Here is a 22,349-nt window from a genome sequence, read left to right as displayed (position 1 = left end):
CGGAAGGGCCCGCCGTGGCGGGCCCTTCCGGGGTCGAGCGGGTCAGCGGGTCGAGTAGTTCGGAGCCTCGACGGTCATCTGGATGTCGTGCGGGTGGCTCTCCTTGAGGCCCGCCGCGGTGATCCGGACGAAACGGCCCTTGCTCTCCATCTCGGCGATGGTGGCGGCGCCGACGTAGCCCATGGTCTGGCGCAGGCCGCCGACCAGCTGGTGCAGCACGGCCGACAGCGGGCCGCGGTACTGGACCTGGCCCTCGATGCCCTCGGGGACGAGCTTGTCGTCCGAGGCGACCTCGGCCTGGAAGTAGCGGTCCTTGGAGTAGGAGCGGCCCTGGCCGCGGGACTGCATGGCGCCCAGCGAGCCCATGCCGCGGTAGGACTTGAACTGCTTGCCGTTGATGAACAGCAGCTCGCCCGGGGACTCCTCGCAGCCGGCCAGCAGCGAGCCCAGCATCACGGTGTCGGCACCGGCGGCGAGCGCCTTGCCGATGTCGCCCGAGTACTGCAGGCCGCCGTCGCCGATGACCGGCACGCCGGCCGCCTGGCAGGCCAGCGCGGCCTCGTAGATGGCGGTGATCTGCGGGACGCCGATGCCGGCGACGACGCGGGTGGTGCAGATGGAGCCGGGGCCGACGCCGACCTTGACGCCGTCCACGCCGGCGTCGATCAGCGCCTGGGCGCCGTCGCGGGTGGCGACGTTCCCGCCGACCACGTCGACCTTGACGGCGGACTTGATCTTCTCGATCCAGGCCAGCGCGTTGTGGCTGTGGCCGTGCGAGGTGTCGACGACCAGGAAGTCCACGCCCGCCTCGACCAGGGCCTGGGCCCGGTCGAAGGCCTCGGCGCTGGCGCCGACGGCGGCGCCGACCAGCAGACGGCCCTCGGCGTCCTTGGCGGCGTTCGGGTACTGCTCGGCCTTGACGAAGTCCTTGACCGTGATCAGGCCCTTGATCCGGCCCTCGTCGTCGACCAGCGGGAGCTTCTCGATCTTGTGGCGGCGCAGCAGCGCCATCGCGTCCTCGCCGGAGATGCCGACCTTGCCGGTGATCAGCGGCATCGGGGTCATGATCTCGCGGACCTTGCGGCTGCGGTCCGACTCGAAGGCCATGTCGCGGTTGGTGACGATGCCGAGCAGCTTGCCGGACTCGTCGGCGATCGGGACGCCGGAGATGCGGAACTTGGCGCACAGCGCGTCGGCCTCGGCGAGCGTGGTGTCCGGGCCGACCGTGATCGGGTCGGTGACCATGCCGGACTCGGAGCGCTTCACCAGGTCGACCTGGTTGGCCTGGTCCTCGACCGACAGGTTGCGGTGCAGCACGCCGACGCCGCCCTGGCGGGCCATCGCGATGGCCATCCGCGCCTCGGTGACCTTGTCCATCGCCGCGGACAGCAGCGGGATGTTGACGCGGACGTTCCGGGAGACCCGCGAGGAGGTGTCGACCTGGTTCGGCAGCACCGCGGAGGCCCCGGGCAGCAGCAGGACGTCATCGAACGTGAGCCCGAGCATGGCGAACTTCTCGGGTACGCCTGCGGCGTTGTAAGACATTTGGGGGTACCTTCCGTGGCCGGCCTTATCCGCTCGCGCCCAGAGGGAGGGGGCGCGTTGATCGCTCACTCGCGCAGACCGCCGAAAGCCGGGTGGCTTGGAGGAAGCTCCAACGGAACCCCGTGTGCACCCGCAAAACTTTGGCAACCTGCCCAGGCGCCGATACCCCATGGTACTGGCACCGCGAATGTGCCCTCGTGTGCCCTTGACAACAAGCGCCCCCGCGGGCTCATTCCACCCGGCCCGGCCCTCCGGCCTGCGCCTCCACCCGGGAGGAGCCGGCGCCTCCGGTCAGGAGGACTCCTCCGCGAGCGCCCGCAGCCGGCTGAGCGCACGGTGCTGGGCGACCCGGACGGCCCCCGGCGACATCCCGAGCACCTCGCCGGTCTCCTCCGCCGACAGCCCGGCGGCCACCCGCAGCAGCACCAGCTCGCGCTGACGGGCCGGCAGGTTGGAGAGCAGCTCCTTGGCCCAGGCCGCGTCGCTGCTCAGCAGCGCCTGCTCCTCCGGGCCGAGCGCCTCGTCCGGCACCTCCGGCAGGTCGTCCTGCGGCACGACGGTGGAGCCGGGCCCGCGCATCGCGGCCCGCTGCAGATCGGCGATCTTGTGCGCGGCGATGCCGTAGACGAAGGCCTCGAACGGCCGCCCCTGGTCCTTGTACCGGGGCAGCGCGCACAGCACCGCGACGCAGACCTCCTGGGCCACGTCGTCCACGTGGTGCCGGGCCCCGCCGGGCAGCCGGACCAGCCGGGCGCGGCAGTACCGCAGCGCCAGCGGGTGGACGTAGGCGAGCAGCGCGTCGATCGCGGGGCCCTCGCCGCGCACCGCGGCCGCGACCAGTTCGCCCACCAGGGGGGAGCCGCCCGTGCCGAGCACCGGCGGGCGGACCGGACCGTCCCCGGTCACGGGGTCGCCGGATTCCGCGTACGCGTCGTGGCCCGGGTCGGAGGGCTCGGCCTCACCCGGGTCCGCCTGGCCGGCCGCACCGGCGACATCGTCGCGCATCGGTCCATGGTGCCTGGTCGATCGGGAAAACGCGGCACCGCGTCCGGAGTTGTGCACCGGAACGTTATGCGCTGCGGCACCGTGCGGCGTGCCGCGCACCACCGGCCCCTCCTGCACCGTGCCGCCTCCCGCCGCGCCGCCGTGGGTGGTCCTGTCCGTCGCGCCGTCCGCCGAGTGTCCTGCGGCTGCGTGGTTCGCCGCAGTGCCTGTCCGCTGGTCCCCGAGGTGCTCCACTCCTCCATGGTGCAACCTCGGGACCGTAACGTCACACGCCCGTGCGGCGCCCGCTCCGGAATTCGAGGGCGGCGCGCCGCAACCGGCGGCGCCGCCGACGGTCAGCGGACCAGGCCCCAGCGGAAACCCAGCGCCACCGCGTGCGCACGGTCGGAGGCGCCGAGCTTCTTGAACAGCCGTCGGGCGTGGGTCTTGACGGTGTCCTCGGACAGGAACAGCTCGCGCCCGATCTCGGCGTTGCTGCGTCCGTGACTCATGCCCTCCAGCACCTGGATCTCACGCGCCGTCAAGGTCGGTGCCGCGCCCATGTCGGGGCTGCGCAGCCGGCGCGGGGCGAGCCGCCAGGTCGGGTCGGCGAGGGCCTGGGTGACGGTGGCCCGCAGCTCGGCGCGCGAGGCGTCCTTGTGCAGGTACCCGCGGGCACCCGCGGCCACCGCGAGCGCGACCCCGTCGAGGTCCTCGGCGACAGTGAGCATGATGATCCGCGCGCCCGGGTCGGCGGACAGCAGCCGCCGGACGGTCTCGACCCCGCCGAGGCCGGGCATCCGGACGTCCATCAGGACGAGATCGGAGCGGTCGGCCACCCAGCGGCGGAGGACCTCCTCCCCGTTCGTCGCGGTGGTGACCCGGTCCACACCGGGTACGGTCGCGACGGCGCGGCGAAGCGCCTCGCGGGCGAGCGGGGAATCGTCGCAAACGAGAACGGAAGTCATGACCGTCGTCCTCCGCAGCTGATCCGCGTCACGTTGAGCCTCCTGGCTGGTACGAACCTCTCCGACACGGCCGATCGGCGACGGACTTCGTCCTGATCGCCCCGACTTGCCCGCGATCGTTCCCGACGTCCGGCGCCCGCTAACCGCCTCCGCACTACCAACGACCGTCACTCGAATGAGTTACGGCCTTCGGGCCATCTCCACCACTGTACGTGGCCAACCCATTACCGATCAGCCGCATCGCGGTGCACACGCCGCACTTTTGCGCAGCTCGCGCGCGGTGGGCGCACGACCCGCACGCCGGTGCGGGTCGTCGCGCGCCTGTCGACCACCCGATTGCCACACCCCGCGCCCATCGGACCTCGTGCCCACTTTGCCCGTTTTTATAGCTTTCGTATGGTCATTGACTGTTGTGCCAGTGTGTGGGTGACTTGTCCATGGAGTTGCCTTAAGTCATATTTCCAGGTGTCCACACCAGCGCGGGGCGCCCCGCCGGGCACCGTTCGGCAGCAGCCCGCCGAAACGCCCGGCCGCCGCCGACCGCCTCTGAAGGGAATGAGCCATGGCAGATTTCTCCCGCCTCCCCGGTCCCAACGCGGACCTCTGGGACTGGCAGCTCTCGGCGGCCTGCCGCGGCGTGGACAGCTCGCTCTTCTTCCACCCGGAGGGTGAGCGCGGAGCGGCCCGCAGTTCCCGCGAGACCAGCGCCAAAGAGGTCTGCATGCGCTGCCCGGTGATCGCCGAGTGCGCGGCGCACGCCCTGGCGGTCCGCGAGCCGTACGGGGTCTGGGGCGGGATGACCGAGGACGAGCGCGAGGAGATGCTGGGTCGCTCGCGGCACCGCCTGGTGGAGGTCCCGTTGACCCCGCCGGCGGTCGCGCAGCGTTAGATCCAGGTCCGCGGCGCGCCGTGAAGAAACGTTTCTTCGCGGCGCCTCAGGCCGCCCCGTCCCCTCCGGGGACCCCGGTCACCGACCGTCAGCGATCGGCGGCCGCACCCGCCAGCCGCTCCCGCATCAGCGCGACGGCCGGCACCTCGGCCAGGTCCGGCAAGGTGAGCGCCACCACCTGGCGCACCGCCGGCACCCCCGAGGCCGTCCGCACCGGCACCGTCGACACGCCGTCAGGACGCACCGACTGGAGGGCCAGCCGGGGCAGCACCGCCACCCCGAGCCCGGCCGCCACCAGGCCGACCACCGCCGGGTAGTCGTCGGTCGCGAAGTCGATCCGGGGCTCGAAACCCGCCCCCGCGCACAGCTCCACCAGGTGCCCCCGGCACTGCGGGCAGCCGGCGATCCACTGCTCCCCCGCCAGCTCCACCAGCTCCACCGGACCGCCCCGCCCGGCCAGCGGGTGGGCGGCCGGCAGCAGGCCCACCAGCGGGTCGTCCAGCAGCGGGGTGACCACCAGGTCGGACCAGTCGGTGCCGGCCGACAGCTGCTGGGCCTCCAGGTTCGCCTCGGCCCGGGCCTCGCGCGGCGAGCCGTGCGCGGGGGCGGGCGCCGCGGCCGCGCCGTCGGACTGCGGGTAGCGGAAGGCCAGCGCGATCTCGCACTCGCCGCCGCGCAGCATCGCCAGCGACTCCGGCGGCTCGGCCTCGACCAGCGACACGCGCACCCCCGGATGGCTGTCCCGCAGGCGGGCGACCGCGGGCGGCACCAGGGTGGAACTGGCGGTCGGGAAGGAGACCAGCCGCACCCGGCCGGCCCGCAGCCCGGCGATCGCGGCCACCTCCTCCTCGGCGGCGGAGAGCCCGGCCAGGATCCCGGTGGCATGCTTGAGCAGGACCCGCCCGGCCTCGCTGAGCTGCATCCCGCGGCCCGAGCGGACCACCAGCGGGGTGTCCACCGACTTCTCCAGGGCCTTCATCTGCTGGCTGATGGCGGGCTGGGTGCACCCCAGCTCGCGGGCGGCGGCGGAGAAGGAGCCGGTGCGGGCGACGGCACGCAGGACGCGCAGGTGGCGGGCCTCGATCATGCCTCAGTTATAAGGCAATCTTTGCATTCTGCAAAATTCTACTGATAGTTGAAGCCTCAAACGGACCCGCCGCGAGGCCGTCCACGCCGCCCCGGAGGCGAGCGGGTGAATCCCCGCCCCGGAGGCGAGCGGGCGAGTAACGGCCGGAGGCCCGGCCGGACTCCCCGTGGGGAGCGGGCCGGGCCTCCGGTCAGGCGTCGGTGCCTCAGTGCGAGTGGCCGTGACCGCCGTGCGAGTGACCGGCGTCGGCCTCCTCCTCCTTCTTCTCCACCACGAGGGTCTCGGTGGTGAGGAGCAGGGAGGCGATCGAGGCGGCGTTCTCCAGCGCGGAGCGGGTGACCTTGACCGGGTCGATGACGCCGGCCTTCACCAGGTCGCCGTACTCACCGGTGGCGGCGTTGTAGCCCTGGCCGGCCTCCAGCTCGGAGACCTTGGAGGTGATGACGTAGCCCTCCAGGCCGGCGTTCTGGGCGATCCAGCGCAGCGGCTCGTGCAGCGCCTTGCGGACCACGGCGACACCGGTGGCCTCGTCACCCGACAGGCCCAGGCCGCCGTCCAGCACCTTGGCGGCGTGCACCAGCGAGGCGCCACCGCCGGCGACGATGCCCTCCTCGACCGCGGCGCGGGTCGCCGAGATGGCGTCCTCCAGGCGGTGCTTGCGCTCCTTGAGCTCCACCTCGGTGGCGGCGCCGACCTTGATGACGCAGACGCCGCCGGCCAGCTTGGCCAGGCGCTCCTGCAGCTTCTCGCGGTCCCAGTCGGAGTCGGTCGCGGCGATCTCGCCCTTGATCTGGGCGACGCGGCCGGCCACGGCCTCGGAGTCACCGGCACCGTCGACGACGGTGGTGTCGTCCTTGGTGATGGTCACGCGGCGGGCGGTGCCCAGCACGTCCAGACCGGCCTGGTCGAGCTTGAGGCCGACCTCCTCGGAGATGACCGTGCCGCCGGTGAGGACGGCCAGGTCGCCGAGGATCGCCTTGCGGCGGTCACCGAAGCCGGGGGCCTTGACGGCGACGGCGTTGAAGGTGCCGCGGATCTTGTTCACGACCAGGGTCGACAGCGCCTCGCCGTCGACGTCCTCGGCGATGATCAGCAGCGGCTTGGAGGCACCGCTCTGCAGGATCTTCTCCAGCAGCGGCAGCAGCTCCTGGATGGAGGAGATCTTGCCCTGGTTGATCAGGATGTACGGGTCCTCGAGGACCGCTTCCTGGCGCTCGGCGTCGGTGACGAAGTACGGCGACAGGTAGCCCTTGTCGAACTGCATGCCCTCGGTGAAGTCCAGCTCCACGCCGAAGGTGTTCGACTCCTCGACGGTGATGACACCGTCCTTGCCGACCTTGTCGATCGCCTCGGCGATCAGCTCGCCGACCTGGGTGTCCTGCGCGGAGAGGGACGCGACGGCGGCGACGTCGTCCTTGCCCTCGATCTCGCGGGCGATGGACAGCAGGTGCTCGGAGACGGCGGCGACGGCCTTGTCGATGCCCTTCTTGAGGGCGGCCGGGCCGGCACCGGCGGCGACGTTGCGCAGACCCTCGTTGACCAGGGCCTGGGCCAGCACGGTGGCGGTGGTGGTGCCGTCACCCGCGACGTCGTTGGTCTTGGTGGCGACCTCCTTGACGAGCTGCGCGCCAAGGTTCTCGTACGGGTCGTCCAGCTCGACCTCACGGGCGATGGTGACACCGTCGTTGGTGATGGTCGGGGCGCCGAACTTCTTGTCGATGACGACGTTGCGGCCCTTGGGGCCGATGGTCACCTTGACGGTGTCGGCCAGCTTGTTGACACCGCGCTCCAGCGAGCGGCGGGCGTCCTCGTCGAACTGCAGGATCTTCGCCATGTTCCCTATTCCCTCGGGGCTGCGGCCGACCGGCCGCCGAACTACGTGAACCAACAACCACGCCCCGGGCCCCTGTCACTAGGGACACGGATCCGGGGCGGGTCGGAACGACTTACTTCTCGATGATGGCGAGAACGTCGCGGGCGGAGAGGACGAGGTACTCCTCGCCCTGGTACTTCACCTCAGTGCCGCCGTACTTCGAGTACAGGACGATGTCACCCACGGCGACGTCGAGCGGCAGACGCTGGCCGTCCTCGAAGCGGCCCGGGCCGACGGCCAGGACGACGCCCTCCTGGGGCTTCTCCTTGGCGGTGTCCGGGATAACCAGGCCGGAGGCCGTGGTGGTCTCGGCGTCGAGCGGCTGGACCACGATGCGGTCCTCGAGCGGCTTGATGGCAACCTTGCTGCTGGTGGTCACGTCCGAGCTCCCCTTCGGAGATTACGGGGTTTTCTAACGGGTAGGGGCGAACCTGCGTGCCTGCCGTCGCGGGGGTCAGGCACACGTCTTCGCATTAGCACTCCCCCAGTGGGGAGTGCCAAGGACGACCATAGGCTGCCGTTAGCACTCAGTCAACCAGAGTGCCAACGACGCGCGCTGCGGACTCGACCCGCGGGCGAGTGTCCGTACGCGTGTACGGCGCCCGCGGCGCCCGGCGGCTCGGGTACCGACGGGCCGACCGGTCAGAATGAGCCCGTGGACACCGAGAACCTCCAGCCCCTGCTGACCCCCGAGGGCCAGGCCCTGCTCGCCGAGCTGCGCGAGTTCGCCCCCGAGGAGGAGCTGGCGCTGGCCACCCGGCTGCGGCGGGAGCACCCGGCGGAGCTGGTGTCGGCGGCGTTCGGCCAGGCCCGGCTGCGGCAGCGGGCACGGGCGAAGTTCGGGGCGGACGCCGACCTGATGTACTTCACGCCCAACGGGGTCGAGCAGTCCACCCGGCGCAGCGTGGCCGAGTGGCGGGCCCGCCGCTTCGCCGAGCTGGGCGTACGGCGCCTGGCGGACCTCTGCTGCGGCATCGGCGGGGACGTGCTGGCGCTGGCCCGGGCCGGGATCCGGGTGCTGGCCGTCGACAAGGACCCGGCGGCCTGTGCCGCCACCGCCGCCAACGCCGCCGCGCTGGGCCTGTCGGACCTGGTGGAGGTGCGCTGCACGGACGTCGCCGAGGTGGACGTCACCGGCTACGACGCGGTGTTCACCGACCCGGCCCGGCGCACCTCGCGCGGCCGGGTGTTCGACCCGGAGGCGTACGCCCCGCCGCTCTCCTGGGCGATCGAGGCCGGCCGGCGGACCCCGATCGGCGCGTTGAAGGTCGCCCCGGGCATCCCGCACGAGGCCGTCCCGGCGGACGCCGAGGCCGAGTGGGTCTCCGACCACGGGGACGTCAAGGAGGCGGTGCTCTGGTTCGGCACCGGCGCGGTCCGCCCGCACCGCGCGACCCTGCTGCCGCACGGCGACACCCTGACCGGCGGCGACCTGCCCGACCCGCCGGCCGGCCCGGTCGGGCGGTACCTGTACGAGCCGGACGGCGCGGTGATCCGGGCGCACCTGGTGGCCGAGGTCGCCGGGCAGGTCGACGGCCGGCTGATCGACCCGAAGATCGCCTACGTGACCTCGGACCGGCTGGTCGCCACCCCGTACGCGCACGCCTTCGAGCTCACCGACGTGCTCCCGTACAACGTCAAGAAGCTGAAAGCGCTGCTGCGCGAGCGCGGGGTCGGCACGGTGGTGATCAAGAAGCGCGGGATGGCGATCACCCCGGAGGAGCTGCGCCGCCAGCTCAAGCCCTCCGGGCCGAACTCCGTCACGGTGATCCTCAGCCGCACCGACAACGGGCCGCTGATGATGCTGGGCCGGCCGGTCTGAGCGGCTACGAGGACGGCGCCTGGATGTAGTCCTCCAGCCGGGCCACCGAGAAGCCCTGCTCCTGGATCCGGGCCAGCAGGTCCGCGAACATCTGGGTCATGGTGGCGCCCTTGAGCTCCTTGGGGCCGCGGAAGTGCGCCAGGATGATGTCGCCGGACTTCAACTTCTTGTCGCCCGCCTGGTACTGCATGTCGTGGATCTGCATCGACTCGCGCCACAGCACGATCGCGCGCGGACCGCACTGCTGCACCGAGGTGTTGAGCGTCGGGGTGTTGGCGCCGTCGCCGAACGGCGGGCGGAACAGCAGCGGGGCGGTGCCGTACTGCTGGGTGAGCGCGGCCTGGTCCTCGCAGATCTCGGACTTCTGCTTGTCGGCCGGGAGCTTGCTCATCACCGGGTGGGTGACGGTGTGGTTCTGGATGTGGTTGCCCAGCGCCTGGAGCGGCTTGAAGTAGCCGTAGTCGTTCTTGACGATGTCCTTGGTCAGGAACATCGAGATCGGCACCTTGAGCTCGGTCAGCATCTCGACGAACTTCGGGTCCTTCTCGGCGCCGTCGTCGATGGTGATGAAGACGACCTTGTCGGTGGTCTTCACGTCGCTGAACACCGGTACGGTGCCGGTGCGTTCGAGCTTGATGGGCTTGTCGGCGGGCGGCGCGGGGGCCGGGGCCAGCGGCTTGAGGTTCCACTTCGCCCAGGCCGCGGCGTCGCCCTGGGCCGGGGCCGCGCCGGGCGTGGTGGCCGCCGCGCCGGGGGTGCCGCCGGCGGGCGGCGGGGTCGCCGCCGCCGTCCCGGCCGTGCTCGCGGCCGGGGCGGCGCTGCCGCCGCCCCCGTTGTCGCCGCACGCGGTGGCGAAGGCCAGCAGGGCCACCGCCCCCGCCGCGTACGTCCTGGTCCTGCTCCACCCGTCCCTGTTCACCGCACCGCGCTCCCGGTCCCGTCCAGCGTTCTCTCAGCTATGCACGGTAGCGCCGCCGTGGCGGTTCCCGTCCGGGACCTACTCGACGTGCTCGCTGGTGAAGGACCAGCGGTGCACCGGACGGCCCAGCAGTTCGGCGGGCGGGTCGGCGACCGGCACGGGCGTACCGCTCCACCAGGTGATCAGCAGCACCCGGTCACCGGGGGCGGAGAGCAGTTCGAGGCGCTCCAGCCCGGCCGCGCCGCGCACCGCGGGAAGCGCGGACTCCCTTGCCCAGGCGGCGAGTTCGGCCCCGCGGCCGTCCGCCGCGCGGGCCTCCCACATCGCGGCGACGGTCACCCGGCGCCACCGCCGAGGGCCTGGTAGGCCTGGCCGTGGACGTCACCGTGCCCGGCTCCCCCGGCCGGGACGTGGACCTCGGTGACGGGCAGCGAGGAGTCCGCGGACAGCTCGAAGGCGGAGGGGGTGCGGCCGCGCCACACCATCTCGGAGCCCAGCGCCGCCACCATCGCGCCGTTGTCGGTGCACAGGCCCGGCCGGGGCACCCGCAGCCGGATGCCGGCCCGGTCGCAGCGCTGCTGGGCCATCTCACGCAGCCGGGAGTTGGCCGCGACGCCGCCGCCGATCATCAGGTGGTCGACGCCGCTGTCCTTGCAGGCCTTGACGGCCTTGCGGGTGAGCACGTCGGTGACCGCCTCCTGGAAGGAGGCCGCGACGTCGGCGATCGGCACCTCCTCGCCGGCCCGGCGCTTGGCCTCCACCCAGCGGGCGACGGCGGTCTTGAGGCCGGAGAAGGAGAAGTCGTACTCGGGGTCGTTCTTCCCGGTCAGGCCGCGCGGGAAGGCGATCGCCTTCGGGTCGCCCTCGCGGGCCGTCCGGTCGACGATCGGGCCGCCGGGGAAGCCCAGGCCGAGCACCCGGGCGACCTTGTCGAAGGCCTCGCCGGCCGCGTCGTCGATGGTCGCGCCGAGCGGGCGGACGTCGGTGGTGATGTCCTCGCTGAGCAGCAGCGAGGAGTGCCCGCCGGAGACCAGCAGGGCCATCGTCGGCGAGGGCAGCCGGCCGTGCTCCAGCTGGTCCACGCAGATGTGCGAGGCGAGGTGGTTGACCCCGTACAGCGGCTTGTCGAGCGCCCAGGCGTACGCCTTCGCCGCGCTGACGCCGACCAGCAGCGCGCCCGCCAGGCCGGGGCCGGCGGTGACGGCGATGCCGTCCAGGTCGCCGGCCTTGATGCCGGCCGTGTCCAGGGCGCGCTGGATGGTCGGGACCATCGCCTCCAGGTGGGCGCGGCTGGCGATCTCCGGGACGACGCCGCCGAAGCGGGCGTGGTCGTTCACGCTGGAGGCGACCGCGTCGGCCAGCAGCGTGGTGCCGCGCACGATGCCGACGCCGGTCTCGTCGCAGGAGGTCTCGATGCCGAGGACGAGCGGTTCGTCAGCCATGGGGGGTGTCCTCAATGTCCTTCGGGTCGGTGCTGTCGGTGCTCGGGTGTTCGAGGCGCATCACCAGCGCGTCGACGTTGGCGGGCTGGTAGTAGCCGCGCCGGATGCCCACCGGTTCGAAGCCGTGGCGCTCGTAGAGCCGCTGGGCGCGCTGGTTGTCCACCCGCACCTCCAGCAGCAGGTCGGCGCAGCCGCGCCGGGCGGCCTCGTGGATCAGGTCGGTGAGCAGGGCGGTGCCGAGGCCGGCGCCCTGGTGGCGCTCGTCCACGGCGATGGTCTGGACGTCTCCGTCGCCGGCGACGGCCATCAGGCCGGCGTAGCCGACGATCGTGCCGTCCGCGGCGGTGGCGACCGAGTAGTGGCGGGTGCCGCCGGGGTGGGCCTCGGCGAGCTCGGACCAGAACATCCCGGAGGACCAGGCGTCCTCGGGGAACAGCCTGAGCTCCAGGTCCAGCACCGGCTCGATGTCCCACCAGCGCATCGGGCGCAGGGTGGTTCCGTGGTTCACGCCGGGAGCACCGCCTTGCCCCCCAGAACGTTCTTGTAGGCCGCCGGGACCTGGGCGTCCGGGCGGCGCAGGTACAGCGGCACGTTCGGCAGCAGCTCGCGCCCGGCGGCCAGCTCGGCGGCGGCGAAGCCGGCCAGGGCACCGGCCGAGACGTGCTCGGGCCCGTGGGCGCCCGGGAAGGCCTCGGGGTAGAGCAGCGCGCCGGCGCCCACCGAGCGGGCGGCGGGCGTCAGCTCGGCCGGTCGGTCCACGCCGGGGCCCTCGGTGCGGTTGCCCTCGGCGTCGTAGGAGGCCCAGTAGACCTCCTTGCGGCGCGCGTCGGTGGCGACCGTGAACGGCTGTCCGGCCAGGCCCTCGGCGCGCGCCTGGAAGGCGATCGCGTCCAGGGTGCAGACGCCGTGCACCGGCAGGCCGAGCGCGTGGCCGAGCGCGGCGGCGGTCACCAGACCGACCCGCAGGCCGGTGTACGGGCCCGGGCCGACCCCGACCGCGATGCCGGTGAGCCGATTCTTGTCCACTCCGGCGGCCCGCAGGACCTGGTCGATCGCGGGCAGCAGCAGTTCGCCGTGGCGCCTGGCGTCGACCTGGTGGGTCTCGGCGAGGACGGCCGTGCCGTCGTGGACGGCGGCGGTGACGGCAGGGGTAGCGGTGTCGAACGCGAGCAGCAGCACGGGTCAAGGTTAGACCGACGTTGGGCCGACCGGCCGATCGAGCTGGTGTCCCCCTCCGGAACACACGTACTGGCCACTGCCGACCCGCCCGGGGGACCTGGCACGATAAGGGCGGTACGTACAGCGGACGGCGGCAGGAGCGGGCACGTGGCGAAGATGGGTCCTGGAGTGGTGGTCACGGGGTTGACCCTGGGGGCCCTGGCAGTGGTGAGCCTGCTGGCCTTCCAGGCCAACGGCGCCCAGGACCGGGCGGGCGGGGCCAGGCCGACCGTCGCCTCGACGTCCACCGGACCGGCCGCCTCCGCGACGCCGAGCGCCTCCGCCACCCCGACCGTCCCGCCGCTGCCGGCCACCTCGGGCAGCGGCACGCGGGTCGTCTACTCGGCCGGCGGCCACGTCGTCTGGCTGGTTGACCCGAAGAAGAACCCGCAGGTCGCGGCCGCCTTCCTGGTCACCCCGGGCTCGGTCGAGCCCACCCCGGGCAGCTACTCGGTGTACAGCCGCACCCAGACCGCGACCGGGACGGACGGCAAGCAGATCGAACACGTGGTGCGCTTCGCGCAGCAGAACGGCGTGGTGTTCGGATTCAGCGCTGCCCTGGACGGCACCACGCCGACCGCCGACCCGAAGACCAAGACCGGCGGCATCCGCAGCGGCCGCCCCGAGGGGCAGCTGCTCTGGGACTTCGCGCCGAACGGCACCAAGGTGGTCGTGGTCCCGTAGGACGGGCAGCTGGCGCTAGGCGGCCCGGGGCGCGCCCGCCTCGGGTTCGTCGTCGGCCTGCCGGGCCCTCGGCTCCGGCGGCCTGGACACCGCCTCGGCGGCCGCGCAGGCGGCCAGCAGGGCCCGCATCGGCTCCCCCGCAGCGCGGCGGGCGGACTCTCCGGCTCCGGTGGCACGCACGGCGCGCTCCGGGGCGGGGGTGGTGCTCGACATGGCGCCTCCCTAGTTAGGCAGACCTAACCGCAGCACCCATCCCACCACGCCCGGCGCCCCGCCCGCAACACCTTGCCGACGGCCTGTCGGCAAAACGGTGGAACCCGATCGACCGGTGCCGGGAAAGCCCCGGGGCGGGCCCTAGGCCAGCTCGGCCAGCGGGACGCCCGCCCAGCGCGGCCCGATGCCGGTGAGCAGCACCCGGCGCGGGTCGTGGTCCTCCCCGGCGGTGTCACCGATCGCCCGCTCGATCCGGACCTCCAGGCGCTCCTCGGACAGCCGCTCGACCTTGCCCTCGCCCCACTCGACCACGACCACCGACTCCGGCAGCGAGACGTCCAGGTCGAGGTCCTCCATCTCGTCGAGGTCCCCGCCCAGCCGGTACGCGTCCACGTGCACCAGGGCCGGGCCGCCGACCAGCGAGGGGTGCACCCGGGCGATCACGAAGGTCGGCGAGGTCACCGCCCCGCGGACCTGCAGCCCCTCCCCCAGGCCCCGGGTCAGTGTGGTCTTCCCCGCCCCCAGCTCACCGGAGAGCAGCACCAGGTCCCCCGGCCGCAGCAGCGCGGCCAGCTCCCGGCCGAGCCGGCCCATCCGCTCCGGAGTGGGGACGGTCAGAGTGGCGTGCGAGCCCATGCGCGTGTCTTGCCCTTCGGTCCGTAGCGGCGCACCGACCACCGGCCCGCCACCGCTACCGTGCCACATCACCGCACCCCGCCGTGGCGCGCGGGTACCCGGGCGGGCCCCACGGGTGCCCGGGCAGGTCTCAGGCGGGGTCGACGGCCGGATCCGGGGCCGCGCCCGGGCCCGCACCCGCCGGAGGACGGTCCTCCCGGGGCGGTTCGGCCGCGAGTTCGAGGACGGCCGGCGGCAGCGGCGCGGCACCGGCGAAGTCCGCGGCCCGGCGCAGCAGCCGCGCCAGCTCGTGGTCGACCAGCTCCGGGCGCTCCAGCAGCACCAGGTGCCCGGCCCCCTCGGCCAGCACCAGCTCGGCCCCCGGCAGCCGCTCGGCCATCGCCTCGCTGTGCGCCGAGGGCGTCAGCAGGTCCTTCGTCCCGGCCAGCACCAGGGCCGGCAGGCCGCGCAGGGCGGCCAGCGCGCCGTACTTCTCGTGCGCGCCGAACACCGGGTAGAACTCGGCGACCACGTCGATCGGGGTGGCGTCCAGCAGCTGCTCGGCGAAGCGCACCACGCCGGGGTCGACGTCCCGGCCGCCGAAGGAGAACCGTCGGTAGAACACGGCGGCCACGTCCGAGCCGATCCGCCGGCTCGCCTCCACCAGGTCGACCTGACGGCCGAGCAGCTTCACCACCCCGGGCGCGACCTTCTTGAACAGCTTGGCCCCGGCCTTCGGCAGACCGAGGCTCACCTCGTTCCAGTCCCCCGCCAGGGTGCCGACCAGCGCGACCCCGGCGACTCGCGTCCGGAACAGCTCGGGGTGCTGGTCGGCCAGCGCCATCACCGTCATGCCGCCCATCGAATGGCCCACCAGCACCAGCGGCCCGGTCGGCGCGACGGCGTCGATCACCGCCTTGAGGTCACCGCCCAGCTGGTCGATGCTGGCCGGCTCGCCCGTCAGGTACGAGCGGGAGCGCTCGGAGCGGCCGTGGCTGCGCTGGTCCCAGAAGACCAGCCGCAGGCCCTGGCGCAGCGCCGCCCGTTGGAAGTGCCAGCTGTCCAGGTTGAGGCAGTAGCCGTGGCTGAACACCACGGTCAGCGGCTCGGGGCTGCTGTTCGCCCGCTCGCCTCCGGCCCGCTCGGCCCCGGCGCCGTCCGGCTCGTCCCAGCCGGTGCCGTCCAGCTCGACGTACAGCTCGGTGCCGTCCGGCGCGGCCACCGTCAGCGGGCGCCCGCGCAGCGAACCGTACGGGGCGGTCGCCTCCAGCTCGGCCCTGGCCCGGCGGCGCATCGCCCGGCCTACCGTCAGCCGCTCGATCGCGACGCCCGCGGCCGCCCCGGCCGCCAGCACGCCGACCGAGATCCCGATCACACCGGCCCGGCTCACCCCGGTGGCCGCGCCGGCCGCCTTGGCCACCGCCGCGACCGGGTTGCTGTCGGCCGGCGTGTCGGTCATGCCGTCCGGCCCCCGTCGGGGCCGCCGCCGTGGCTCCCGTCCAGGTAGCGGCGGGGCACCCGGGTGCCGATCCGGGTGATGATCTCGTACGAGATGGTGCCGCAGGCGCGGGCCCAGTCCTCGGCGGTCGGCTCACCGCGCTCGCCGTTGCCGAACACCAGCACCTCGTCGCCGGTCTCGGGGGTGTCGCCGCCCAGGTCCACCACGAACTGGTCCATCGCGACCCGGCCGGCCACCGTGCGCCACTTGCCGCCGATCTGCACCGGGCCGGTGCCGCTGCCGTGCCGCGGGACGCCGTCGCCGTAGCCGACCGGGACCAGGCCCAGCGTGGTCGGACCGGGCGTCACGTAGTGGTGGCCGTAGCTGACCCCGTGCCCGCCGGGGACGTGCTTGACCAGCGCCAGCCGGGCGGTCAGCGCCATCACCGGGCGCAGCCCGAAGTCGGCCGGCGAGCCCACCTCGGGCACCGGCGACAGCCCGTACGCGGCCAGGCCGGTGCGGACCAGGTCGAAGTGCGACTCGGGCAGCAGCAGGGTGGCCGGGGAGTTGGCCAGGTGCCGGACCTCGGGGCGCAGCCCGGCGGCCTCGGCCTGCGCCAGCGCGGTGCGGAAGGAGTCCAACTGGGCCTGGATCGACGGGTGGCCGGGCTCGTCGGCGGCGGCGAAGTGCGACCAGACGCCGACGACCCGCAGCAGCCCCTCCGCCTCGGCCCGCCGGGTCTCGGCCACCAGCTGCGGCCAGTCGTGCGGCTGGCAGCCGTTGCGGCCGAGGCCGGTGTCGGCCTTGAGGTGGACGCGCGCCGGGATGCCGGTCTGCCGAACGGCCGTCAGCAGTTCCTCCAGCGCCCACCGGCCGCTGACCGAGATGTCCAGGTCCGCGCGCAGCGCCTCGCGCCACGGCCCGCCCGGCGTCCACAGCCAGCACAGGATGCGGGCCTGCTCGGGGCGGATGCCCGCGGCCCGCAGCGCCAACGCCTCGTCCGGCGTCGCGCAGCCGAGCCAGCCGACCCCGTTCGCGACCGCCTCGCGGGCGCACTCGACCGCGCCGTGGCCATAGGCGTCCGCCTTGACCGCGAGCATCACCGCCGTGCTCCCGACGCGTTCCCGCAGGCTGGCGAGGTTGCCGCGCAGGGCGGCGAGATCGATGGTCGCCTCGGCCCGTACGCCGTCGGTGAGGGTGGCCGTGCCGGTCGTGTTCGCAGTTGTCATCAGGGTCAGTCTCCCAGACGTCCCGGAGTCCTCGCCGAACGGGCCTTCGGCGCGGTGGTCGGCACCGCGACCCCCCGCACCCCGCCGACCTGCGGCGGACGGCTCGTCCGCCCAGTTCAGGACGCGGTGAACGGACGTCGCGGTTCCGGCCCGCGGCGGGGCGACGGGCCCGGCTACGACTGCCGGACGGCCCGCCAGACCGTGGGCAGCGCATCGGCCACCGCGAGCGCCGTCACCGGTGCCCCGGGCTCGCCCGCCGCCTCCCGGCCCGCCAGGCCGTGTAGGTAGGCGGCCACCGAGGCGGCGTCCAGCGGCGGCAGGCCCGCGGCCAGCAGCGAACCGGCCAGCCCGGCCAGCACGTCCCCACTGCCCGCGGTGGCCAGCCAGGAGGTGCCGGTGGGGTTCACCCGGACGGCCCCGCCCGGGTCGGCGACCACCGTGGTGGAGCCCTTGAGCAGCACGGTGGCCCGGTAGGCGGCGGCCAGCCGGCGGGCGGTGGCCAGCCGGGTGGCGGCCAACTCGTCGGCGGCGCGCGGCGCGGTGCCGTCGGCGCCGGCCAGCAGCCGGGCGGCCTCGCCGGTGTGCGGGGTCAGCAGGGTGGGCGCGGTGCGGCCGGCCAGCGCCCGCGGACCGAGCCGGCCCAGCTCGGTCAGCCCGTCCGCGTCCACCAGCACCGGGACGTCGCCCGCCAGCGCCTCGACCAGCGCCTGCCGCGCCCCCTCGCCGCCGCCCGGCCCGACCACCCAGGCCTGCACCCGCCCGGCCCCGGCCGGTCCGCCCTCGGTGACCAGCGTCTCCGGGAAGCGCCGCACCACCTCCTCGGCCGCCGTGCCCACGTACCGGACGGCGCCCGCACCACCGTGCAGCGCCCCGGCGACCGCCAGCAGCGCCGCCCCCGGGTACCGCGCCGAGCCGGCCGCCACCCCGACCACCCCGCGCCGGTACTTGTCGCTCTCCGCGCCCGGCAGCGGCAGCAGCGCCGCCACGTCCGCGTGCTGCAGGGCCGTCACCTCCGGCCCGGGCGGTTCCAGGCCGATGTCCACCAGCTGCACGGCGCCCGCGTACGAGGCCCCGGGGTCGATCAGCAGGCCGGGCTTGTAGGTGCCGAAGCAGACCGTGACGTCCGCGCGCAGCGCCTCCCCCGGCACCTCGCCGGTGTCGGCGTCCACTCCGCTGGGCAGGTCCACCGCCACCACGGTGCCGCGCCGCTCGGCCCGCGCGTACGGCACGGCCTCGGGCCTCAGCCCGCCCCGCCCGCCGATGCCGACGATCCCGTCCAGCACCAGGTCCGCGCACGAGAAGTCGGCCAGGCCGACTTCCTGCTCCGCCGTCACCCGCCCACCGGCCGCCCGCAGCGCGGCCAGCCCGCCCTGGTGCGCCTTCGCCGGAGCGAGCAGCACCGCCGTCACCCGCGCCCCGCGCCGGGCCAGCGCCGCCCCGGCGTACAGCGCGTCACCCCCGTTGTCCCCGCTGCCCGCCAGCACCGTCACCCGGCTGCCGTACACCCGCCCCCGACGCCCGGTCAGCAGCCGCGCGCAGGTCGCCGCCAGCCCCGCCGCCGCCCGCTGCATCAGCGTGCCCTCGGGCAGCCGCGCCATCAGCTCGGCCTCGGCGGCCCGGACGGTTTCCACAGGGTGTGCATGGCGCATGGGGAGAACTCCTTCGGCGGTCGGCTACCGCCGACGCTAGCCCGCGTCACCGCCCCACGGGAGCCGGGCCTGCGGCACACTTTCGAGTGACACCCACTTCGTTGCCCCGCCGGTGTCGGTCCGTACGCCTGCCTTGTGGCTCGGCACGGACCCACAGGAGGGAGAAGGGCCATGGTCGCCATGCCAGCTGTCGAGAACCCGCTGGGCGAGGAGAGCCTTCTCCAGGCGTTTCTGGAGCTGGACACCCCGCTGGGATTCAAGGCTGAACTCATCGAAGGGGAGATCGTCGTGGCGCCGCCACCGGACGGACACCACGAGGGCGCGGTCTCGAAACTCGCCAAGCAGTTCTTTCGGAACGCCGCGATCGACTTGGACATCGGGGCCGTCAAGGGCCTGATCACTCCCAAAGGCCGCTTCATCCCTGACGGCACAGTCGTCCCGGCCGACCACCTCGACCATTTGGATTCCTGGGCCCCGACGGGAGACGTCCTACTCGTCTTCGAGGTCACCTCGACCAACCCGCACAAGGACCGCGAGCCCAAGCGCAGGGGCTACGCCGCTGCGGGAATCCCCTGCTACCTGCTGATCGACCGCAGCGAGGGCACGGTCACGCTGTTCACCAACCCTGAGAGCGAGGACTACATCACCCAGACCAAGGTCGAGTTCGGCAAGTCGATCGACCTGCCCGCCCCGTTCTCCTTCACGCTCGACACGGCGTCCCTGCGGTAGGACGCAGCCACCGCAGGGACGCCGTGAGAGGCCGAGCGACTACTCGACGGTGACCGACTTCGCCAGGTTGCGCGGCTGGTCGACCTCGTGGCCCTTGGCCGTGGCCAGCTCGCAGGCGAAGACCTGGAGCGGAACGGTGGAGACCAGCGGCTGGAGCAGGGTCGGGGTCGCCGGGATGCGGATCAGGTGGTCCGCGTACGGCACGACGGCCTCGTCGCCCTCCTCGGCGATCACGATCGTGCGGGCGCCGCGGGCCCGGATCTCCTGGATGTTGGAGACGATCTTGTCGTGCAGGATCGACCGCCCGCGCGGCGAGGGCACGACCACCACGACCGGCAGCCCCTCCTCGATCAGCGCGATCGGGCCGTGCTTGAGCTCGCCCGCCGCGAAGCCCTCGGCGTGCATGTAGGCGAGCTCCTTGAGCTTGAGCGCGCCCTCCAGGGCCACCGGGAAGCCGACGTGGCGGCCGAGGAACAGCACCGAGCGGGCGTCGGCCAGCGAGCGGGCCAGCTCGCGCACCGGCTCCATGGTCTCCAGCACCTGCTCGACCTGCTTCGGCGCGTCGCCGAGCTCGCGGATGATGGTGACGATCTCGTCGCCCCACTTGGTGCCGCGCACCTGGCCCAGGTAGAGGGCGACCAGGTAGCAGGCGACCAGCTGGGTCAGGAACGCCTTGGTGGACGCGACCGCGACCTCCGGCCCGGCGTGGGTGTACAGCACCGCGTCCGACTCGCGCGGGATGGTCGAGCCGTTGGTGTTGCAGATCGCCAGCACCTTGGCGCCCTGCTCGCGGGCGTGCCGCAGGGCCATCAGGGTGTCCATGGTCTCGCCGGACTGCGAGATGGCGATGACCAGCGTGCCGGGGCCCATGATCGGGTCGCGGTAGCGGAACTCCGAGGCGACCTCGACCTCGCAGGGGATGCGGGTCCAGTGCTCGATCGCGTACTTGGCGATCATGCCGGCGTGGAAGGCCGTGCCGCAGGCGACGATGACGACCTTGTCGACCGAGCGCAGGTCGGCGTCGGAGATCCGCAGCTCGTCGAGCGTCAGCCGGCCGTCGGTGCCGATCCGGCCGAGGAGGGTGTCGGCGACGGCCTTCGGCTGCTCGGCGATCTCCTTGAGCATGAAGTAGTCGTAGCCGCCCTTCTCGGCGGCGGAGGCGTCCCAGTCGACGTGGTACTCGCGCACCTCGGCCGGGGTGCCGTCGAAGTTGGTGACGCTCACGCCCTCCCGGCGCAGCTCGACGACCTGGTCCTGGCCCAGCTCGATCGCCTCACGGGTGTGCGCGATGAAGGCGGCGACGTCCGAGGCGAGGAAGTTCTCGCCCTCGCCGCGACCCACCACGAGCGGGGAGTTGCGACGGGCGCCGACCACCACGCCGGGCGCGTCCGCGTGGACGGCGACGAGGGTGAACGCGCCGTCCAGCCGGCGGCAGACCACGCGCATGGCCTCGGCCAGGTCACCGTCGTAGGCCTCGCCGAGCAGGTGGGCGACGACCTCGGTGTCGGTCTCGGACCGGAGGGTGTGGCCGCGCTCCGCGATCTCGGCGCGCAGCTGGGCGAAGTTCTCGATGATGCCGTTGTGGACCACGGCCACCCGGCCGTCGTCGTCCAGATGGGGGTGGGCATTGGCGTCCGTCGGACCGCCGTGGGTGGCCCAACGGGTGTGGCCGATGCCGGTGGTGCCGCCGGGGAGGGGGGACTCGGCGAGCGACTTCTCCAGGTTGCCGAGCTTTCCGGCCCGCTTGTCGGTGACCAGACTCCACTGCCCCTGGGAGTCCTGCGCCTGCACCGCGACACCGGCCGAGTCATAGCCCCGGTACTCCAGTCGCTGCAGGCCCGCGATTACTACGTCGAGGGCGGACTGCGCGCCCACGTATCCAACAATTCCGCACATGCGTGCCAGCATAAGGGCGGTTCTGTGGCCGTTTTCCCGTCTTTCCCGGCTCGCCCCAACGCTGCGTGACCGACACCACAACCACGGTGAACACCGCTACGGCTCACAATGGAGCATGTGCTGACCGAACTCTGTACGCGGGGCGCCGCCACGCCCGGCCCGTCCCCGTCCCCCTACGTGGACCTCAGCCGGGCCGAGTGGAGCGCGCTGCGCGAGCGTACGCCACTGCCGCTGACCGCCGAGGAGGTGGAGCAGCTGCGCGGCCTCGGCACGGCACTCGACCTCGACGAGGTGCGTGACGTCTACCTGCCCCTGTCCCGGCTGCTGAACCTCTACATCCACGCCACGCACGAACTGCGCGGCGCGGTGGGCACCTTCCTGGACACCCCGGACACCGAGCGCACCCGTACGCCGTTCGTCATCGGCGTGGCCGGTTCGGTCGCCGTCGGCAAGTCCACCACCGCCCGCCTGCTGCAGGCCCTGCTGGCCCGCTGGCCCGAGCACCCGCGGGTGGAGCTGGTCACCACCGACGGCTTCCTGCTGCCCAACGCCGAGCTGCGCCGCCGCGGCCTGATGGCCCGCAAGGGCTTCCCCGAGTCGTACGACCGCCGGGCCCTGATGCGCTTCGTCGCGGACGTGAAGGCGGGCAAGGACCTGGTGACGGCGCCGGTGTACTCGCACCTGGTGTACGACATCGTGCCGGACCGGCGGCTGACGGTGGAGCGCCCGGACATCCTGATCGTCGAGGGCCTGAACGTGCTCCAGCCGGCCCTGCCGGGCACCGACGGCCGGACCAGGCTCGCGGTGGCGGACTACTTCGACTTCTCGATCTACGTCGACGCCCGCACCGACGACATCGAGCACTGGTACCTGGACCGCTTCCGCAAGCTGCGGCAGACGGCCTTCCAGGACCCGAACTCCTACTTCCGCCGCTTCACCGAGGTGCCGGAGGAGGAGGCGATGGAGTACGGCCGGCAGGTCTGGCGCACCATCAACAAGCCCAACCTGCTGGAGAACGTGCTGCCGACCCGCGGCCGGGCCACCCTGGTCCTGCAGAAGGGCGCCGACCACAAGGTCCGCCGGGCGCTGCTGCGCAAGCTCTGACCGGACGCCGGGCACGGCGAAGGGCCCCCGCACCGGGCGGGGGCC

Annotated in this window: 22 protein-coding genes; 5 read left to right on the top strand and 17 right to left on the bottom strand. The window is 73.3% G+C overall.

What is annotated here, in order from left to right:
• Window positions 1–42: 42 nt before the first annotated feature.
• The 3 genes from guaB to ACZ58X_RS07085 all read right to left on the bottom strand — a co-directional run bounded on the left by guaB (window position 43) and on the right by ACZ58X_RS07085 (window position 3,497).
• Window positions 43–1,545 carry an IMP dehydrogenase gene (guaB, locus tag ACZ58X_RS07095; protein ID WP_470332631.1) on the bottom strand — a complete coding sequence of 501 codons (1,503 nt, stop codon included), beginning with the start codon at window positions 1,543–1,545 and terminating at the stop codon, window positions 43–45.
• Between the two features lie 291 nt (window positions 1,546–1,836).
• Complete coding sequence (locus ACZ58X_RS07090) at window positions 1,837–2,550, bottom strand: sigma-70 family RNA polymerase sigma factor (protein WP_470332630.1); 714 nt, start codon at window positions 2,548–2,550, stop codon at window positions 1,837–1,839.
• A gap of 335 nt (window positions 2,551–2,885) precedes the next feature.
• The gene (locus tag ACZ58X_RS07085) at window positions 2,886–3,497 is read right to left on the bottom strand and encodes a response regulator transcription factor (RefSeq protein ID WP_014136228.1); all 612 of its coding nucleotides are present in this window, start codon (window positions 3,495–3,497) and stop codon (window positions 2,886–2,888) included.
• Window positions 3,498–4,059: 562 nt separating this feature from the next.
• On the opposite strand from ACZ58X_RS07085, the gene ACZ58X_RS07080 reads away from it, so the two are divergent.
• Complete coding sequence (locus tag ACZ58X_RS07080) at window positions 4,060–4,386, top strand: WhiB family transcriptional regulator (RefSeq protein WP_350503538.1); 327 nt, start codon at window positions 4,060–4,062, stop codon at window positions 4,384–4,386.
• 88 nt (window positions 4,387–4,474) lie between these two features.
• Here ACZ58X_RS07080 and ACZ58X_RS07075 read toward each other — a convergent pair whose 3' ends face one another.
• The 3 genes from ACZ58X_RS07075 to groES form a co-directional block, all read right to left on the bottom strand.
• Window positions 4,475–5,473: a LysR family transcriptional regulator gene (locus tag ACZ58X_RS07075; RefSeq protein ID WP_470332629.1), complete on the bottom strand. Its 999-nt coding sequence runs from the start codon at window positions 5,471–5,473 to the stop codon at window positions 4,475–4,477.
• A 205-nt stretch (window positions 5,474–5,678) separates the two neighbouring features.
• Entirely contained in the window at window positions 5,679–7,307 is a 1,629-nt protein-coding gene (groL, locus tag ACZ58X_RS07070) for a chaperonin GroEL (RefSeq protein ID WP_350503540.1), read from the bottom strand.
• Window positions 7,308–7,419: 112 nt separating this feature from the next.
• The gene (gene groES, locus ACZ58X_RS07065) at window positions 7,420–7,725 is read right to left on the bottom strand and encodes a co-chaperone GroES (protein ID WP_014136232.1); all 306 of its coding nucleotides are present in this window, start codon (window positions 7,723–7,725) and stop codon (window positions 7,420–7,422) included.
• A 276-nt stretch (window positions 7,726–8,001) separates the two neighbouring features.
• Here groES and ACZ58X_RS07060 point away from each other — a divergent pair, with 276 nt between their 5' ends.
• Window positions 8,002–9,168, top strand: coding sequence for a THUMP-like domain-containing protein (locus ACZ58X_RS07060; protein WP_470332628.1), 1,167 nt, complete (start codon window positions 8,002–8,004; stop codon window positions 9,166–9,168).
• A gap of 4 nt (window positions 9,169–9,172) precedes the next feature.
• On the opposite strand, the gene ACZ58X_RS07055 is transcribed toward ACZ58X_RS07060, so the two are convergent.
• From ACZ58X_RS07055 to tsaB, 5 genes are all read right to left on the bottom strand, one after another.
• Entirely contained in the window at window positions 9,173–10,087 is a 915-nt protein-coding gene (locus ACZ58X_RS07055; RefSeq protein WP_470332627.1) for a polysaccharide deacetylase family protein, read from the bottom strand.
• 78 nt (window positions 10,088–10,165) lie between these two features.
• Window positions 10,166–10,426 carry a hypothetical protein gene (locus ACZ58X_RS07050; RefSeq protein ID WP_470332626.1) on the bottom strand — a complete coding sequence of 87 codons (261 nt, stop codon included), beginning with the start codon at window positions 10,424–10,426 and terminating at the stop codon, window positions 10,166–10,168.
• Window positions 10,423–11,529, bottom strand: a complete 1,107-nt coding sequence (gene tsaD, locus ACZ58X_RS07045; protein WP_470332625.1) for a tRNA (adenosine(37)-N6)-threonylcarbamoyltransferase complex transferase subunit TsaD — start codon at window positions 11,527–11,529, stop codon at window positions 10,423–10,425. Before tsaD ends, ACZ58X_RS07050 begins: the two co-directional genes overlap by 4 nt.
• Entirely contained in the window at window positions 11,522–12,010 is a 489-nt protein-coding gene (gene rimI, locus ACZ58X_RS07040) for a ribosomal protein S18-alanine N-acetyltransferase (protein ID WP_470332748.1), read from the bottom strand. The genes tsaD and rimI overlap by 8 nt, the downstream gene beginning before the upstream one ends.
• Window positions 12,011–12,033: 23 nt before the next feature.
• The gene (gene tsaB / locus ACZ58X_RS07035; protein ID WP_470332624.1) at window positions 12,034–12,708 is read right to left on the bottom strand and encodes a tRNA (adenosine(37)-N6)-threonylcarbamoyltransferase complex dimerization subunit type 1 TsaB; all 675 of its coding nucleotides are present in this window, start codon (window positions 12,706–12,708) and stop codon (window positions 12,034–12,036) included.
• Between the two features lie 156 nt (window positions 12,709–12,864).
• On the opposite strand from tsaB, the gene ACZ58X_RS07030 reads away from it, so the two are divergent.
• Entirely contained in the window at window positions 12,865–13,431 is a 567-nt protein-coding gene (locus ACZ58X_RS07030; RefSeq protein WP_470332747.1) for a hypothetical protein, read from the top strand.
• A gap of 15 nt (window positions 13,432–13,446) precedes the next feature.
• Here ACZ58X_RS07030 and ACZ58X_RS07025 read toward each other — a convergent pair whose 3' ends face one another.
• The 5 genes from ACZ58X_RS07025 to ACZ58X_RS07005 form a co-directional block, all read right to left on the bottom strand.
• Window positions 13,447–13,644 (bottom strand): hypothetical protein, encoded by a 198-nt coding sequence (locus ACZ58X_RS07025; RefSeq protein WP_470332623.1) that lies wholly within the window; start codon window positions 13,642–13,644, stop codon window positions 13,447–13,449.
• A gap of 141 nt (window positions 13,645–13,785) precedes the next feature.
• Window positions 13,786–14,280 (bottom strand): tRNA (adenosine(37)-N6)-threonylcarbamoyltransferase complex ATPase subunit type 1 TsaE, encoded by a 495-nt coding sequence (gene tsaE / locus ACZ58X_RS07020; protein WP_470332622.1) that lies wholly within the window; start codon window positions 14,278–14,280, stop codon window positions 13,786–13,788.
• Between the two features lie 130 nt (window positions 14,281–14,410).
• Window positions 14,411–15,718 (bottom strand): alpha/beta fold hydrolase, encoded by a 1,308-nt coding sequence (locus ACZ58X_RS07015; protein WP_470332621.1) that lies wholly within the window; start codon window positions 15,716–15,718, stop codon window positions 14,411–14,413.
• A complete protein-coding gene (gene alr, locus ACZ58X_RS07010) occupies window positions 15,715–16,926 on the bottom strand; it encodes an alanine racemase (RefSeq protein WP_470332620.1) in 1,212 nt (403 codons plus the stop codon). The genes ACZ58X_RS07015 and alr overlap by 4 nt, the downstream gene beginning before the upstream one ends.
• A gap of 173 nt (window positions 16,927–17,099) precedes the next feature.
• Window positions 17,100–18,575, bottom strand: coding sequence for an NAD(P)H-hydrate dehydratase (locus ACZ58X_RS07005; RefSeq protein ID WP_470332619.1), 1,476 nt, complete (start codon window positions 18,573–18,575; stop codon window positions 17,100–17,102).
• Window positions 18,576–18,755: 180 nt separating this feature from the next.
• On the opposite strand from ACZ58X_RS07005, the gene ACZ58X_RS07000 reads away from it, so the two are divergent.
• Window positions 18,756–19,304, top strand: coding sequence for a Uma2 family endonuclease (locus tag ACZ58X_RS07000; RefSeq protein WP_470332618.1), 549 nt, complete (start codon window positions 18,756–18,758; stop codon window positions 19,302–19,304).
• Between the two features lie 39 nt (window positions 19,305–19,343).
• Here the strand turns inward: ACZ58X_RS07000 and glmS are convergent, their stop codons facing one another.
• Window positions 19,344–21,200, bottom strand: a complete 1,857-nt coding sequence (gene glmS, locus ACZ58X_RS06995) for a glutamine--fructose-6-phosphate transaminase (isomerizing) (protein ID WP_470332617.1) — start codon at window positions 21,198–21,200, stop codon at window positions 19,344–19,346.
• 108 nt (window positions 21,201–21,308) lie between these two features.
• On the opposite strand from glmS, the gene coaA reads away from it, so the two are divergent.
• Window positions 21,309–22,304 carry a type I pantothenate kinase gene (gene coaA / locus ACZ58X_RS06990; RefSeq protein ID WP_470332616.1) on the top strand — a complete coding sequence of 332 codons (996 nt, stop codon included), beginning with the start codon at window positions 21,309–21,311 and terminating at the stop codon, window positions 22,302–22,304.
• Window positions 22,305–22,349: the final 45 nt, after the last annotated feature.

It is taken from the genome of Kitasatospora sp. NPDC040550 (genome assembly GCF_055594965.1).
Note: the sequence above shows the minus strand (reverse complement) of the source record. Positions and strands in the feature narration are given on the sequence as shown.

What these genes read in the sequence shown, in the direction of transcription:
- guaB (WP_470332631.1), bottom strand. Translation starts at nt 1,545, where the DNA reads ATGTCTTACAACGCCGCAGGCGTACCCGAGAAGTTCGCCATGCTCGGG.
- ACZ58X_RS07090 (WP_470332630.1), bottom strand. Translation starts at nt 2,550, where the DNA reads ATGCGCGACGATGTCGCCGGTGCGGCCGGCCAGGCGGACCCGGGTGAG.
- ACZ58X_RS07085 (WP_014136228.1), bottom strand. Translation starts at nt 3,497, where the DNA reads ATGACTTCCGTTCTCGTTTGCGACGATTCCCCGCTCGCCCGCGAGGCG.
- ACZ58X_RS07080 (WP_350503538.1), top strand. Translation starts at nt 4,060, where the DNA reads ATGGCAGATTTCTCCCGCCTCCCCGGTCCCAACGCGGACCTCTGGGAC.
- ACZ58X_RS07075 (WP_470332629.1), bottom strand. Translation starts at nt 5,473, where the DNA reads ATGATCGAGGCCCGCCACCTGCGCGTCCTGCGTGCCGTCGCCCGCACC.
- groL (WP_350503540.1), bottom strand. Translation starts at nt 7,307, where the DNA reads ATGGCGAAGATCCTGCAGTTCGACGAGGACGCCCGCCGCTCGCTGGAG.
- tsaD (WP_470332625.1), bottom strand. Translation starts at nt 11,529, where the DNA reads ATGGCTGACGAACCGCTCGTCCTCGGCATCGAGACCTCCTGCGACGAG.
- rimI (WP_470332748.1), bottom strand. Translation starts at nt 12,010, where the DNA reads ATGCGCTGGTGGGACATCGAGCCGGTGCTGGACCTGGAGCTCAGGCTG.
- ACZ58X_RS07030 (WP_470332747.1), top strand. Translation starts at nt 12,865, where the DNA reads ATGGGTCCTGGAGTGGTGGTCACGGGGTTGACCCTGGGGGCCCTGGCA.
- ACZ58X_RS07025 (WP_470332623.1), bottom strand. Translation starts at nt 13,644, where the DNA reads ATGTCGAGCACCACCCCCGCCCCGGAGCGCGCCGTGCGTGCCACCGGA.
- tsaE (WP_470332622.1), bottom strand. Translation starts at nt 14,280, where the DNA reads ATGGGCTCGCACGCCACTCTGACCGTCCCCACTCCGGAGCGGATGGGC.
- ACZ58X_RS07015 (WP_470332621.1), bottom strand. Translation starts at nt 15,718, where the DNA reads ATGACCGACACGCCGGCCGACAGCAACCCGGTCGCGGCGGTGGCCAAG.
- alr (WP_470332620.1), bottom strand. Translation starts at nt 16,926, where the DNA reads ATGACAACTGCGAACACGACCGGCACGGCCACCCTCACCGACGGCGTA.
- ACZ58X_RS07005 (WP_470332619.1), bottom strand. Translation starts at nt 18,575, where the DNA reads ATGCGCCATGCACACCCTGTGGAAACCGTCCGGGCCGCCGAGGCCGAG.
- ACZ58X_RS07000 (WP_470332618.1), top strand. Translation starts at nt 18,756, where the DNA reads ATGCCAGCTGTCGAGAACCCGCTGGGCGAGGAGAGCCTTCTCCAGGCG.
- glmS (WP_470332617.1), bottom strand. Translation starts at nt 21,200, where the DNA reads ATGTGCGGAATTGTTGGATACGTGGGCGCGCAGTCCGCCCTCGACGTA.
- coaA (WP_470332616.1), top strand. Translation starts at nt 21,309, where the DNA reads ATGGAGCATGTGCTGACCGAACTCTGTACGCGGGGCGCCGCCACGCCC.